Below are 13,496 nucleotides of genomic sequence, written 5' to 3'. Positions count from 1 at the left end.
ATGTTCGCGCACTGCGACGCGCGCTAACCGATCAGTTCTTCCGGCGTAAAACGCCGCGCGTCCCACGCGTCGACCAGCGCTTCGCAGCGGCCCAGCCGTATCGCCTCACGTTCGAAATCGACGAAGACTATTTCATCGGCGTCGAGCGGGCGAGTCGGCTGATCGCTGCTGCGGCCGTCGGTCAGAATCCACAGCCAGCGCTGCTGCGCTGGACGACGGCGCGCGCTGCGCTCCAGCAAGCGTGCCGCCTCGCGAACGCCGGACGCGAGCGGCGTGCCGCCGCCGCCGCCCACGGGACGCAGCCACCGTTCATTCCACCAGCGCGGCACGGCAGGACCGAAACGCACGTCCGCCCCATTGCCGCCGAAGCAGATCAGCGCCGCCTCGGCGCGCGCGGCGCTCGCGCGGTCGAACAAGGCAATCAGCAGCCCCTTGGCGAGCGCGAGGCGCTGCCCGGCCAGCATGGACCCGGAGCAATCGAGGACGAAGCAATGCAGCACACCGCCGCGCGGCGCCTCGCGCACGAAGCGCAGATGCTCGGCGCGCAGCGCATCCTGGCGCATCGCGGCGAGCGTCGGCGGCCACGCGATCCGCTTGCCCGGCGTGCCGCGCAAGCGGTTGCGCGAATTCACGCCCGCGCCTTGCCGCCATCGAAAACCGCTGCGCGAGTCAGCGGCGGCGCCCTTCCGATGGCTCAGCGTTTTTTTGCGCTGAGTGGAATGACGCCTTTGACCTGAGTGGTGGCGGAACGCTCAGGCGGCAGGTAACCCCAATCGCTTTCGCTACTGGCTGCGGCCGCATCGTGTGCAGTCGAGGACGAGCCCTTTGAACCGCTATCGCGCGCGTCATCGCGCTGCTGAGTGTCACGCTGATGCCGCCGATGAACCAGCACAGCCTCGGCGACCCGATCGACATGCTCGGCGCTAATCGCCGCCGCCTGTTCCAGCGCCGCCAACGCCCGCGCCGCGCGCAGCATCACGAGATCGGCGCGCAAACCATCCACGGCCGCGTCGATGCACAGCGCGCCGACGCGCGCGTGCACCGTGTCGTCGAACGCGAGTTGCGGCAGCGCTTCGCGCGCCGCGCGAATCCGCTGAACATAGCGCTGCTGCGCTTGCTCATGACGCGCGCGAAAACCGCCAGGTTCGAGATCGAACGCCAGCCGCGCTTTCACGATTTCCTCACGCACACGCGGCTCATAACAGTTCTGCAACTCGACCATCAAACCAAAGCGGTCGATCAACTGCGGACGCAACTCGCCTTCCTCGGGATTCATCGTGCCGATCAGCACGAAGCTCGCATCGTGACTGTGCGAAACGCCGTCGCGTTCGACGGTATTCACGCCGCTTGCCGCGGCGTCGAGCAAGGCATCGACGAGCGCATCCGGCAGCAGATTGACTTCATCGACATACAGCACGCCGCGATGCGCCCTGGCGAGCAGGCCCGGCGAAAAGCGCACCGAACCATCGCGCAGCACGGTTTCGATATCGAGCGTGCCGATCAGACGATCCTCGCTCGCGCCGAGCGGCAAATTCACCAGTTGCCCTTCCGGCAGCAACTCGGCAAGCGCGCGCGCCGCGGTCGACTTCGCCGTGCCGCGCGGTCCGCTCACCAGCACGCCGCCCAGTCCCGGATCGATCGCGACCAGCAACAGCGCCTGCTGCAACGGCGCCTGGCCGATCAGCGCGGCAAAGGGAAACGCGGGTCGCTGGGTTGCTGCCTTCATGTCGCTGCCTTCATGTTTGCCTTCCTTCGATCTGCTGCTCGCTCGCGAGCAGATGCCGTTCGACTTGCGCGCGATAGTCGCCGGGCGCCTGCCACAAACCGCGCTGCATGGCTTCGAGCAGGCGCTCGCAGATCGAATGCAGTGCATGCGGGTTGTGGCGCTGCAAGAACTCGCGCGTATCGGCGTCGTTCAGATAAGCGTCGGTGACGAGCGCGTATTGATGATCCGCGACCACGCGCGCGGTCGCATCGTAACCGTACAGATAATCGACGGTCGCGGCGATTTCCGCCGCGCCTTTGTAACCGTGACGCTTCACGCCATCGAGCCATTTCGGATTGACTACGCGCGAGCGCACCACGCGCGCGATTTCCTCGTGCAGCGTGCGCACGCGCGGCGCGGCCGGGTTGCTGTGGTCGGCGTGATAGACGTGCGGCTGATTGCCGGCCAGATGACGCACCGCCGCGACCATGCCGCCCTGGAACTGGTAATAGTCGTTCGAGTCGAGCAGATCGTGCTCGCGGTTGTCCTGGTTCTGCAAGACCACATCCATTGCGGCGAGGCGTGCGCCGAACGTGTCGCGCGCTTCCTCACCCGCGTTCTTTTGCGTGTAGGCGTAACCGCCCCACGCCTGATACGCGTTCGCGAGATCGGCATCGGTTTGCCATTGCCGCGAGTCGATCATGTCTTGCAGACCCGCGCCATACGCGCCGGGCCGCGCGCTGAACACACGCCAGCCGGCGCGCTTGCGCGCCTCGGCGGCGTCCATGCCGCGCGCGATCAACGCGTCGCGTTCGCGCAGCACGCGGGCGCGAATCGGATTCAGGTGTTCGGGTTCGTCCAGTTCGGCCACCGCCTGCACGGCCGCGTCGAACAGATGCATCACGTTCGCGAAGGCGTCGCGGAAAAAACCGGACACGCGCAACGTGACGTCGATACGTGGCCGGTCGAATACCTCGATCGGCATGATTTCGAAATCGGTCACGCGGTGGCTGCCCGGCGCCCACTTCGGCCGCACGCCGAGCAACGCGAGCGCCTGGGCGATATCGTCGCCGCCGGTGCGCATGGTCGCGGTGCCCCATACCGACAGGCCGATGGCGCGCGGATAGTCGCCGTGTTCCTGCAGATGCCGCTCGATCAACTGCTGTGCGGATTTCAAACCGAGCGACCACGCGGCTTGCGTGGGAATCGCGCGCGTGTCGACCGAATAGAAGTTGCGGCCGGTGGGCAGCACATCGGGCCGGCCACGCGACGGCGAACCGCTCGGCCCCGGCGGCACGAAGCGCCCTTCGAGGCCGCGCTTCAGATGCCGCATTTCCTGCGGACCGCATGCGTCGAGCCGCGGCAGTACATCGTGACGCAGACGCTCGATCACCCGTTCGGCTTGCGGCAAGCTTCCGGCCGCCGGCGCCATGGCATGCGCATCATCGCCGCACACCGCGCGCAACATCTGCGCCGCCAGCAACTCCAGACGCTCGCGCGTATCGCCGCCGTGCCGCCACGGCGCGTCGCTCACGTGCTGCAAGAGGTCGGGACGCGGCCCGTTCCACACCGCCGACCAATCCACCGACAAAGGATCGAACAGATGATCGATGCACAGATCGCGCGCCAACGCGTCGATCAAACCGGCGTTGCCGCCTTGCCCGTTGCCGACCGGAAAGCGCCCCAAAGCCAGCAACGTATCGCGCCGCTGCACTCCTTCGGGCGATTGCCCGAAGGTGTGCAAGCCGTCGCGAATCTGCGCTTCCTTCAGCTCGCACAGCCACGCGTCGACGCGCGTGAGCAGCGCGTCCTCGTCATCCTGTCCAGCGGGCTCGGCGAGACTCAGTTCCTCATGCAGCTTATGTTCGACGATGGTCGCGAGAATCGTGCGCCGCAACAGCCTGGAACGGCGCGGATCGACCATCAGCGCTTCATAGTATTCGTCGACCTGGCGTTCGAGATCCTGCAACGGCCCGTAGCTTTCGGCACGCGTGAGCGGCGGCATCAGGTGATCGATGATCACGGCCTGCGCGCGCCGCTTCGCCTGGCTGCCCTCGCCCGGATCGTTGACGATGAACGGATACAGGTGCGGCATCGGCCCAAGAATCAGGTCGGGCCAGCACGCGTCGCTCAATGCAACGCTCTTGCCCGGCAGCCATTCGAGGTTGCCATGCTTGCCGACGTGCACGACCGCGTCGATGCCGAACTGGTGACGCAGCCAGAAGTAGAACGCCAGATACGCATGCGGCGGCACGAGTTCGGCGTCGTGATAGCTCGCGTAATCGCCCTGCTCGCGCGAGCGCGACGGCTGAATGCCGACGAACACATGCCCGCAGCGCCAGCCGGCGATCATGAAACGGCCGCGCCGCAACGTGGGGTCCTGCTCGGGCGGACCCCAGCGCGCGTTCAACGCATTGCGTGCCTCGGCGGGCAATGCGTCGAAGTACACGCGGTAATCGTCGAGCGCGAGGCTTTGCAATGCCGGCCGCAAATCACGCACGACCGGATCGTTGGTCACGCCTTCGGTGAGCTTCTTCAACAGCGCATCGCCGTGCGCGGGCAAGTCCGCGAGACGGTAGCCTTCATCGCGCAGCATCGACAGAATGCCGACCACCGAGGCCGGCGTATCGAGTCCCACGCCATTGCCGATGCGCCCCTCGCTCATCGGATAGTTGGCGAGGATCAGCGCGAGCTTCTTGTCCGCGTTATCGAGCGTGCGCAGACGGCACCAGCGGCGGCTCAGTTCCGCCAGAAAACTCACGCGTTCGAGGTCCGGTTGATACCGCACCACGTCGACTTCCGTGTGCGGACAGCGATACGCGAGCCCCTTGAAGCTGATCGCGCGCGTGATGATGCGGCCGTCCACTTCCGGCAGCGCGACATGCATGGCGATGTCGCGCGAATTCAGACCTTGATTGTCCTTGAGCCAGTCGTCGCGGTTGCCGCCGCTCAGGATCACCTGCAACACCGGCGCGTCGCCGGCGAGCGCGAGCGGCTCGGGGTCGTCGATCGCGGACGCGGCGAACGCGGTCGTATTCAGCACCAGCGCGACGTTATGTTGCGCACAGAGCGACTGCACGACTTCGCGGCTCATCGCGTCTTTCAGCGACGTAATCGCGATCGGCAACGGATTCAGACCTTGCGCATCGAGCGCGTCGATCAGCGCATCGAACACCGCCGTATTGGCCGCTTGCAGATGCGCCTTGTAGAACAGAATCGCGGCCACCGGCGCGTCTTGCCGCCAGCGCGCCTGCCAGTCGGCGATCGTCGGCGTGTCGCGCTCGGGGTGGTAGAGCGTCGCGGCCGGCAACGCGCGCGGCGGCGCGGGCTCGCGTCCCCAACCGAAGCCGCGATACGCGATGCAGCGCAAAAACGCCTCGGCGTTTTGCGGGCCGCCTTCACGCAGATAACGCCATAGCTGATGGCACAGATCGGCGCTCGCGGTGCTGCGCGCAAGCAGGTTCGGGTCTTCCTGGAGATCGCCGGAGAACATCGCGAGCGTCTGCTGCTTGCGCTCGGCGAGCGCGACCACCTGCTCGATGCCGTAGGGCCAATAGGCTTCGCCGCCAAGATGATCGACCACCACGACGCGCGCATGCTGCAACACGTCCTCGACATAAAAATCGACCGAGGCCGGCTGCCGCAGATACGTGACGTTCGCGAGCCTCACGCTCGGGAAGCCGTCTCCGAGACGAGGAAACACGCTGGCGAGCAGCGACAGCGTGGTGTCGGCGGAACTGAGCACCACGATATCGGCGGGCCGCTGATCGATGCGGATCACGCCTTGCGTGTCGTCGACAAAACCACCCGGCGTGGTGCGCAGCAGATGCATGAGCGCTTACGCCTGTTGCGCTTCGGCGCTCGACGCCACACCGAGCGCCGCGTCGAATGCGCGTTGCAGCGCGTGCTGATCCAGGTCCTCGCCGATCAGCACGAAGCGGCTTTGCAGTCCCGCATCGGTTTCATGCGCCTGCCAGCGCCGATCGAAATAACTATCGAAACGCCGGCCCACGCCCTGGATCACCAGACGCATCGGCGCGCCCGGCAAAGCCGCGAAACCCTTGACGCGGTAAATCGTGTTCGTTTCGACCAGCCCTTGCAAAGCGGCGATCAGCGCTTCGCGCGATGGCGCGCTCGCCTGCACCACCACCGAATCGAATTCGTCGTGGTGGTGATCGGCGTCGTCGGCGGAACCGTGGTGATCGTGGCGCAAGTGGATGGTTTCTTCCGAAGCCGCCTCGAGACCCAGCAACGTGTGCAGATCGAGTTGGCCCATCTGCGCGCGCACGATCTTCACTTGCGGTGGAATCTCTTCACGAATGAGGGCTTCCACGGCGCTTTGCCGCGCGTCGTCGAGCAAATCGGTTTTGTTCAGAATCACCAGATCGGCCGCGGACAACTGATCCTCGAACAGTTCGTGCAGCGGCGATTCGTGATCGAGATTCGGATCGGCCTTGCGTTGCGCATCCACGGCGGCCGGGTTGTCGGCGAACTGGCCGCTCGCGGCGGCGGGGCCGTCCACCACGGTCACCACCGCATCCACCGTGAAGCTGTTCTTGATCTGCGGCCAGTTGAACGCCTGCACCAGCGGCTTGGGCAAGGCGAGGCCCGACGTTTCGATCAGCACGTGATCGATCTGCTCGCGGCGCTCGACGAGTTTTTCCATCACCGGAAAAAATTCTTCCTGCACGGTGCAGCACAGGCAACCGTTCGCCAGTTCATACAGTTGCCCTTCGGTTTCGACGCCGTTTTCGTCGCAACCGATTCCGCAGCCCTTGAGGATTTCCCCGTCGATGCCGAGCTCGCCGAACTCGTTGACGATCACCGCAATGCGCTTGCCGCCCGCATGCCGAAGAATGTGCCGAAGCAGCGTGGTCTTGCCGCTGCCGAGAAAGCCCGTGACGATGGTGACGGGGATCTTGCGCATTTGAGTTTGCATCGTGAGGTCCATTCGATCGACGGCGTTGCTGCAACAGGGAAAGACAGCAAGCGGGGTGAGGTCATGAACGCATGCCGCATCCCCGCGGCGTTCGTCCTGCGTGCTCTGGCCGGTATCCGGGCTGGCGAAAGCGCCGCTTCCCCTTCCCGTGCGAGTGATTTCTCGCCCAGTGGTTGTATGCCGACGCGGCCTTGCGCGTGGACATCGAAGCCGGCTCCGCGGTACGTGACGTACCGCATTTCGCTTACCGTTGCGGGGGCAGCACAGGTTGACCCGGTCCTTGAAGGCGGGTGCCCTGTTTCCCGTTTAACTGCATGCGCAGGAGCGCGCACACGAGCACCAAAGTGCGTGCGAGTGTAGGCCCGCGACCCGGCGCAGTCAAGAAAACGCGAGGACGGAGGCGCTTATCGGATGGGGCGTCATGTGCTATCGTAAGCGCGCGTTTGGTGCCCGCACATGCATTCGCGTGTGCAGTTAAACGGGAAACAGGCCGCGCTTGCCGCGCTCAACCTGTGCTGTCCCCGCAACGGTAAGCGACCTGCGGCGCTCGATGGGTTTTATAGCGCCGCGCATGCGTTTTCGATGCCACTGTCCGACGAATGCGGACGGGAAGGCAAAGCGCATGAGGCCGCCAGCCCGGATACCGGCCAGACGCGGAGGCAGCGAACGTCACGCTGCCGGCCGCCGGAATCCGCGAGGGACGGATGTGATGGCGCTGAAGCACGGCGTGGTCCCCGCTTGCATGTATCTTGGTGAAGCGGCGCATTACGTCATGCCTGATATCCGTAGCACCGCATGAGTTCTTCCCTTTCCGCCGGCTCGCACGCCCTCCTGGCGCTTCGGCCCTTCCCGTCCGTCACGACATGGCGCGCGCCATGCATGCCGCGATGAGCCGCGCGTGGCTGATCGGCGCGGGCCCCGGCGACGTCGAACTGATGACGCTCAAGGCGACCCGCGCGCTCGCGCAAGCCGACGTGGTGCTGGTCGACGATCTGGTGAATCCCGACGTATTGCAGTTCGCGCGCGCCGACGCGCTGGTGATTTACGTCGGCAAGCGCGGCGGACATCCGTCCACGCCGCAGGCCGGGATCATCGTGCAGATGCTCGCGCATCTGCGGGCCGGGCGCAGCGTCGCGCGTTTGAAAGGCGGCGATCCGTTCGTGTTCGGGCGCGGCGGCGAGGAATTGCAGGCGCTGCAAGCAGCGGGCATCGACGCCGAAGTGATCAACGGCATCACGGCGGGCATCGCGGCGCCCGCGGCGATCGGCATTCCGGTCACGCATCGCGATCATGCGCAAGGCGTGGTGTTCGTCACCGGACATAGCGCCGGCAGCGGCGAGCCCGATTGGGCCGCGCTCGTCGCCACGCGCATGACGCTGGTGATCTACATGGGCATGCGGCGCTTGAGCGATATCGTCGGGGCGTTGCTCGCGGCCGGCATGAACGCTGATACGCCGTGCGCCGCGATCGAATCGGCCACGCGGCCCGAGCAACGGCATGCGCTGGCGCGGCTTGGAGAGTTCGCCGATACGGTGTCTCGCGCCGGGCTCGGCTCGCCGGCGATCGTGGTGATCGGCGGCGTCGCGTCGCTGGCTTTGGCGCGGAGCGTGCCCATGAAAACGCTGAGCGTCGGCGTCGGTTGCCGGTTGCACACCTCGGCCGTGCAGATCGAAACGGCCGTGCGCGCCGCGCTCGGGTCGCATACGTTCGACGAAATCAGCACGATCGCCTCGATCGACAGCAAAGCCCACGAAGCAGGCCTGCTCGAATTCTGCGCACGCCACGCGTTGCCGATCGCACTCTTCAGCCGCGAGCAGATCGCGGCGATACCCGTGGCCGAGCCTTCGGCGGTTGCACGCGAGCATCTCGGCGTGGACGGCGTTTGCGAGCCGTGCGCGCTGCTCGGCGCGGCTAACGTGTCGGCCGGGTCCGCTGCATCGGCTGCGTCGGCTGCGTCGGCTGCGTCGGCTGCGTCGGCTGCGTCGGCTGCGTCGGCTGCGTCGGCTGCGTCGGCTGCGTCGGCTGTACCCAACGCCCAACTCCTCGTCCGCAAGACCGCGCATGCCGGCGTGACCGTGGCGATTGCCTCGATCATCGCCCGGACCGAACACGAACCGACAACCCACGACACCGAGAAACAGGACCTTCCATGAAAACCGATCCCGAATCGCATCAACGCATGACCGAACGCCGGCGCGAAGGCCACGAGAAAAAACAGGCCAACGCCACCGTCGAAAAGGGCTTGCTGATCGTCAACACCGGCACCGGCAAGGGCAAGACCACGGCCGCGTTCGGCATGGCCGTGCGCGTGCTCGGACACGGCATGCGCCTCGGCGTCGTGCAGTTCATCAAGGGCGCATTGCACACGTCGGAGCGCGATTTTCTCGGTGCGATCGCCAATTGCGATTTCGTCACGATGGGCGACGGCTACACCTGGAACACGCAGAACCGCGACGCCGACATCGCCACCGCCCGCAAGGGCTGGGACGAAGCGCGCCGGATGATCGAGAGCGGCGACTACCAGATGGTGATCCTCGACGAGCTGAACACCGTGCTGAAGTACGAATACCTGCCGCTCGACGAGGTGCTGTCCGTGATCAACGCTCGCCCGCCGATGCTGCACGTGGTGGTGACCGGCCGTCACGCGCCGGACGCGTTGATCGAGGCCGCCGACCTCGTCACCGAGATGCGCATCGTCAAGCACCCGTACCGCGAGCAAGGCGTGAAAGCGCAGCGCGGCGTGGAGTTCTGAGCGATGAGCGCGAGCCCCGATAAGAGCGCTTCGGAGGCGCAGCCGAAAGGCACTTCGTCCGGAGCGCCCGCCGAGGGCAGTTCTTCAGGGGCGTTCCCGAACGGAACGACCTCGACGGCATGTCCCGCGCTATTCATCAGCGCGCCGGCTTCGGGTCAAGGCAAGACCACGATTACCGCGGGTCTCGCGCGTCATCATCGGCGGCTGGGGCGGCGCGTGCGCGTGTTCAAGACCGGCCCGGATTTTCTCGATCCGATGATTCTCGCGCGCGCGAGCGGCGCGCCCGTGCTGACGCTCGATCTGTGGATGGTCGGTGAAGCCGCTTGCCGCACGCTGCTCGCGCAGGCTGCGGCCGAAGCCGACCTGATCCTGATCGAAGGCGTGATGGGCCTGTTCGACGGCACGCCGAGCAGCGCCGACCTCGCCGCCGTGTTCGGCGTGCCGGTGCTCGCGGTGATTTCAGCGAAGGCGATGGCGCAGACCTTCGGCGCGGTCGCCTTCGGGCTCGCGCGATTCAGGCCCGAGGTGCCGTTTTACGGCGTGCTCGCCAATCGCGTCGGCTCCGCGCGGCACGCGCGGATGCTCGAGGAAGCGCTGCCGCCGGACATTCGCTGGTGCGGACACGTCAGCGGCGACGACGAGATCGAGTTGCCCGACCGCCATCTCGGCTTGCATCAGGCGGCGGAAATCGACGACCTGGACGCGCGGCTGAACCGTGCCGCCGATGCGCTCGCCGACACCGCGCTGGCGGAACTGCCGCCGCCGGTCGAATTCGGCGAGCCTGCGCCGGACGTGCCGCCGCGTCTTCTGGAAGGCAAGCGGATCGCGATCGCGCACGATGCCGCGTTCTCGTTCGTCTATCCGGCCAACGTCACGCTGCTGGAAGCACTCGGCGCACAGGTCGCGTACTTCTCGCCGCTCGCGGACGATCCGTTGCCCGACCATGCCGACGCCCTCTATCTTCCCGGCGGCTATCCCGAACTGCACGCCGCCGCGCTCGCAAGCAACACGCGCAGCGGCGCGACGATCCGCGCGCATGCGGCGGCGGGCAAGCCGCTCGTCGCTGAATGCGGCGGCATGCTGTATCTGCTCGAACAGCTCACCGATACGCATGGCGTGAGCACGCAAATGCTCGGCCTGCTGCCCGGCCACGCAACGATGCAAACGCGCTTCACCGCGCTCGGCATGCAACAGATCGACAGCGTGCACGGCCCGATGACCGGCCACACGTTCCACTATTCGAAGCTGACGACGCCGCTCACGCCGCTGCGTTCGGCCACCCGGCCACAGGGTGACGCACCCGGCGAGGCCGTGTTCCGCGTCGGTTCGATCGTCGCGACCTACATGCACGCTTATTGGCCCTCCAACCCGGCTTTCGCGGCCGCCCTGTTCCATGGCGAAGCCTTTTAACGACGCCGAGCGCGAGGCGGTCTACCGCGCGATTCACGAGCGGCGCGACATGCGCCACTTCGTGCGCGATCCGGTCGACCCCGCCATGTTGCAGCGCCTGCTCGACGCCGCGCATCATGCGCCGAGCGTCGGTTATATGCAGCCGTGGCGGATTGCGCGCATCACCGATCCGGTGTTGCGCGAAGCCTTGCACGCAGCCGTCGAAAGCGAACGGCTCGCCACCGCCGACGCCCTCGGCGAACGGCGCGAGGCGTTCATGAAGCTGAAAGTGGAAGGCATGCGGGACTGCGGCGAACTGCTGGTGATGGCGTTGATGGACGGCCGCGAGCGGCACATCTTCGGGCGCCGCACGTTGCCCGAGATGGATCTCGCGTCGGTGGCGTGCGCGATCCAGAACATGTGGCTCGCCGCACGCGCGGAAGGTTTGGGAATGGGCTGGGTGTCGCTATTCGACGTCGACGTGGTGCGCACGCTGCTGCATATGCCCGAGGGCGCGCGGCCGGTGGCGATTCTGTGTCTCGGGCACGTCGAGGCGTTTTACAACCAGCCGATGCTGGAAACCGAACGCTGGGCTAGCCGCATGGCGCTCGCCGATTGCGTGTTTGAAAACCGCTGGCCGGAAGTTGAAACGGAAGGCAAAAAGACGCTGGTTAACGGCAAGTGAATCGCGGGATGCAGGGCGAGCGCTTAATCGACTCATGATTTGAGGCGATTAGGCGCGCAATCGCCTCACGGTCGGCTATACTGGTATTCGACTCACGATATGAGTCGATTAGAGCCCGTAATCGCCTCAATATTCACCGAGCGTCATGACATCCACCCACCCTCTCATCTGGCAAGCGTCCACGTGGCCCGGCATGCACTACGACGCTATTCGCGTCGGCGGCGAACTGGCCCGCGCGCACCGGGCTCAGGGCATCGTTGAAGGCAAACTGGCGAGTCTCGGCTTCGAACAGCGCCTTGAACTCGCCGCCGAGGCCTGGAGCCAGGATGCGGTCGCGACGGCAGCCATCGAAGGCGAACGCATCGACCTCACCGCCGTGCGTTCGTCCGTGGCACGGCGACTCGGCGTCGGGAATCAGGATGGCCCCAACGCGCCGCGGAGCGTCGAAGGCCTGCTCGACATCATGGATGACGCGGTGCGGCAAAGGCAAGCGGCGCTCACACACGAGCGCTTGTGCGCCTGGCAGGCGGCTCTCTTTCCTACCGGCTACTCAGGCATGGTCAAAATCCTTGTCGGGGCCTATCGCGAGCATGCCGAGCCAATGCAGATCGTCAGCGGCCGCGTTGGACGCGAACGGGTCCACTACGAGGCCCCGGCCTCGGCCCAGGTCCCGGCGGAAATGCAGCAGTTCCTGGACTGGTTCAACGCAACGACCGAGCACGACCATCTGGTCAAGGCAGCACTCGCTCACCTGTGGTTCGAGACGATTCATCCTTTTGAGGACGGCAATGGCCGCATCGGTCGCGTCCTCATCGACCTTGTGCTGGCGCGCGACAGCGGTGAGGTCAGCCGCTTGATTCGTACCTCGCAGCGCCTGCTCGACAAGCGCCGCGACTATTACGAGCAGCTCGAGCGCGCCCAGCATGGCGAGCTCGACGTGACCGAATGGGTTCTATGGTTCGTCGAACAGGTGCGTGTGTCCTGCGAGGAAGCATCCGGCGTCGTGGACGCCACGCTCGATAAAGCCGTTTTCTGGATGAACCATCGGGACAAGGTGCTCACGACCCGGCAACGCAAAGTCGTCAACGTTCTGCTCGATGCCGGTCCCAAGGGCTTCGAAGGGGGCATGAACACCCGCAAGTACGAGAGCGTCGGCAACACCTCGCGGGCCACGGCGTCGCGCGAACTCATCGAACTCGAGAACATGGGGCTGCTGTCCAGGGTGGGCGCCGGCCGCTCGACCCGCTATTACCTGAACATGCCAGGGTGGGCGGCAGCGGACACGGCCATCGCCGATACGCCCTCCCGCGACGGCTGACTTGCCGTCATGGCTAAATCGTCGGCCGCTCAGGCGGCAGGCTTGCCATGACGGCGACGCCTCACGGCCGAGACCGAGCCTGCACCGGCTTCACCGACACCACGTCCAGCGCGCCGCTCGCCTTATCGGTGCGTAGCTTCACATGCCAGTCGGGCGGCGCATCGAACGGAAATTTTGCCAGCGCGCTTTTCGCGAGCGCGGGCATTGCATGCAGCGGATCGGCATCGCGGTCGCTCATCACCGCGCTGACTTTATAGACCTCCTGTCCGCCCGCGCGCTCGAACAGGCGCAGCGTCAACGAATGCCGGTACGCGCGCCCGCCGAACAGCGAGAAGGGCGGCTCGCTCTGCCGGCCGCAGCCGCTTGGCGCGCAATCCTTCATGTCGTTCACGCCGACGCCGATCGTCGCCGGCCGCGTGTCATACGCAATCGACAACAAGTAGCGCGCGGGCTCGCCCGTCATCTCGACGAAGCCGTTTTTCGCCAGTTCGTCGCGCACCGCGGCCTCGAAACGCGGCTGATCCGCGCTCGCCGCCTGCGACGGCATGCGCGTAATCGCGTAGGTTCGTTCGCCTTGCCGCGCGGCAGCGGAACTGGCGGTATGGACCTCGGCGCTCGGACCCGCGCAACCGCTGAGACTCGCCGCGGCCAGCGCGGCACAGATCAAAATCGCTTTCACCATCTTCTCGCTTCGGTAAGCCTCGGTAA

10 protein-coding genes and 2 riboswitches are annotated in these 13,496 nt (G+C 66.0%); of the genes, 5 read left to right on the top strand and 5 right to left on the bottom strand.

Annotation, left to right across the window (positions count from 1 at the left end):
• Positions 1-23 precede the first annotated feature (23 nt).
• The 4 genes from ACOCG7_RS06210 to cobW form a co-directional block, all read right to left on the bottom strand.
• Positions 24-563, bottom strand: coding sequence for a vWA domain-containing protein (locus ACOCG7_RS06210; protein WP_421377570.1), 540 nt, complete (start codon positions 561-563; stop codon positions 24-26).
• A 131-nt stretch (positions 564-694) separates the two neighbouring features.
• Positions 695-1,726 carry an ATP-binding protein gene (locus ACOCG7_RS06205; RefSeq protein WP_421377231.1) on the bottom strand — a complete coding sequence of 344 codons (1,032 nt, stop codon included), beginning with the start codon at positions 1,724-1,726 and terminating at the stop codon, positions 695-697.
• Positions 1,727-1,736: 10 nt separating this feature from the next.
• Positions 1,737-5,537, bottom strand: coding sequence for a cobaltochelatase subunit CobN (gene cobN, locus ACOCG7_RS06200; protein ID WP_421377229.1), 3,801 nt, complete (start codon positions 5,535-5,537; stop codon positions 1,737-1,739).
• A 6-nt stretch (positions 5,538-5,543) separates the two neighbouring features.
• Positions 5,544-6,644, bottom strand: coding sequence for a cobalamin biosynthesis protein CobW (gene cobW, locus ACOCG7_RS06195; RefSeq protein ID WP_277998136.1), 1,101 nt, complete (start codon positions 6,642-6,644; stop codon positions 5,544-5,546).
• An 89-nt stretch (positions 6,645-6,733) separates the two neighbouring features.
• A riboswitch (cobalamin riboswitch) is annotated at positions 6,734-7,003 on the bottom strand.
• 68 nt (positions 7,004-7,071) lie between these two features.
• Positions 7,072-7,311: riboswitch (cobalamin riboswitch) on the top strand.
• Positions 7,312-7,531: 220 nt separating this feature from the next.
• Here cobW and cobA point away from each other — a divergent pair.
• From cobA to ACOCG7_RS06170, 5 genes are all read left to right on the top strand, one after another.
• The gene (gene cobA, locus ACOCG7_RS06190) at positions 7,532-8,797 is read left to right on the top strand and encodes a uroporphyrinogen-III C-methyltransferase (protein ID WP_421377568.1); all 1,266 of its coding nucleotides are present in this window, start codon (positions 7,532-7,534) and stop codon (positions 8,795-8,797) included.
• Positions 8,794-9,396, top strand: coding sequence for a cob(I)yrinic acid a,c-diamide adenosyltransferase (gene cobO / locus ACOCG7_RS06185; protein WP_073432601.1), 603 nt, complete (start codon positions 8,794-8,796; stop codon positions 9,394-9,396). Before cobA ends, cobO begins: the two co-directional genes overlap by 4 nt.
• A 3-nt stretch (positions 9,397-9,399) precedes the next feature.
• Positions 9,400-10,806, top strand: a complete 1,407-nt coding sequence (locus tag ACOCG7_RS06180; protein ID WP_421377227.1) for a cobyrinate a,c-diamide synthase — start codon at positions 9,400-9,402, stop codon at positions 10,804-10,806.
• Positions 10,790-11,470: a 5,6-dimethylbenzimidazole synthase gene (bluB, locus tag ACOCG7_RS06175; RefSeq protein ID WP_421377225.1), complete on the top strand. Its 681-nt coding sequence runs from the start codon at positions 10,790-10,792 to the stop codon at positions 11,468-11,470. Before ACOCG7_RS06180 ends, bluB begins: the two co-directional genes overlap by 17 nt.
• Before the next feature lie 145 nt (positions 11,471-11,615).
• Positions 11,616-12,788 (top strand): Fic family protein, encoded by a 1,173-nt coding sequence (locus ACOCG7_RS06170; protein ID WP_073432599.1) that lies wholly within the window; start codon positions 11,616-11,618, stop codon positions 12,786-12,788.
• 61 nt (positions 12,789-12,849) lie between these two features.
• Here ACOCG7_RS06170 and ACOCG7_RS06165 read toward each other — a convergent pair whose 3' ends face one another.
• Positions 12,850-13,470: a DUF4136 domain-containing protein gene (locus ACOCG7_RS06165; protein ID WP_073432605.1), complete on the bottom strand. Its 621-nt coding sequence runs from the start codon at positions 13,468-13,470 to the stop codon at positions 12,850-12,852.
• Positions 13,471-13,496: the final 26 nt, after the last annotated feature.

It is taken from the genome of Paraburkholderia sp. DD10 (genome assembly GCF_049177125.1).
Lineage (GTDB): Bacteria > Pseudomonadota > Gammaproteobacteria > Burkholderiales > Burkholderiaceae > Paraburkholderia > Paraburkholderia terricola.
The sequence above is the reverse complement of the archived record's forward strand: the minus strand, read 5'-3'. Positions and strand labels throughout refer to the sequence as shown.

What these genes read in the sequence shown, in the direction of transcription:
- ACOCG7_RS06210 (WP_421377570.1), bottom strand. Translation starts at nt 563, where the DNA reads ATGCGCCAGGATGCGCTGCGCGCCGAGCATCTGCGCTTCGTGCGCGAG.
- ACOCG7_RS06205 (WP_421377231.1), bottom strand. Translation starts at nt 1,726, where the DNA reads ATGAAGGCAGCAACCCAGCGACCCGCGTTTCCCTTTGCCGCGCTGATC.
- cobN (WP_421377229.1), bottom strand. Translation starts at nt 5,537, where the DNA reads ATGCATCTGCTGCGCACCACGCCGGGTGGTTTTGTCGACGACACGCAA.
- cobW (WP_277998136.1), bottom strand. Translation starts at nt 6,644, where the DNA reads ATGCAAACTCAAATGCGCAAGATCCCCGTCACCATCGTCACGGGCTTT.
- cobA (WP_421377568.1), top strand. Translation starts at nt 7,532, where the DNA reads ATGAGCCGCGCGTGGCTGATCGGCGCGGGCCCCGGCGACGTCGAACTG.
- cobO (WP_073432601.1), top strand. Translation starts at nt 8,794, where the DNA reads ATGAAAACCGATCCCGAATCGCATCAACGCATGACCGAACGCCGGCGC.
- ACOCG7_RS06180 (WP_421377227.1), top strand. Translation starts at nt 9,400, where the DNA reads ATGAGCGCGAGCCCCGATAAGAGCGCTTCGGAGGCGCAGCCGAAAGGC.
- bluB (WP_421377225.1), top strand. Translation starts at nt 10,790, where the DNA reads ATGGCGAAGCCTTTTAACGACGCCGAGCGCGAGGCGGTCTACCGCGCG.
- ACOCG7_RS06170 (WP_073432599.1), top strand. Translation starts at nt 11,616, where the DNA reads ATGACATCCACCCACCCTCTCATCTGGCAAGCGTCCACGTGGCCCGGC.
- ACOCG7_RS06165 (WP_073432605.1), bottom strand. Translation starts at nt 13,470, where the DNA reads ATGGTGAAAGCGATTTTGATCTGTGCCGCGCTGGCCGCGGCGAGTCTC.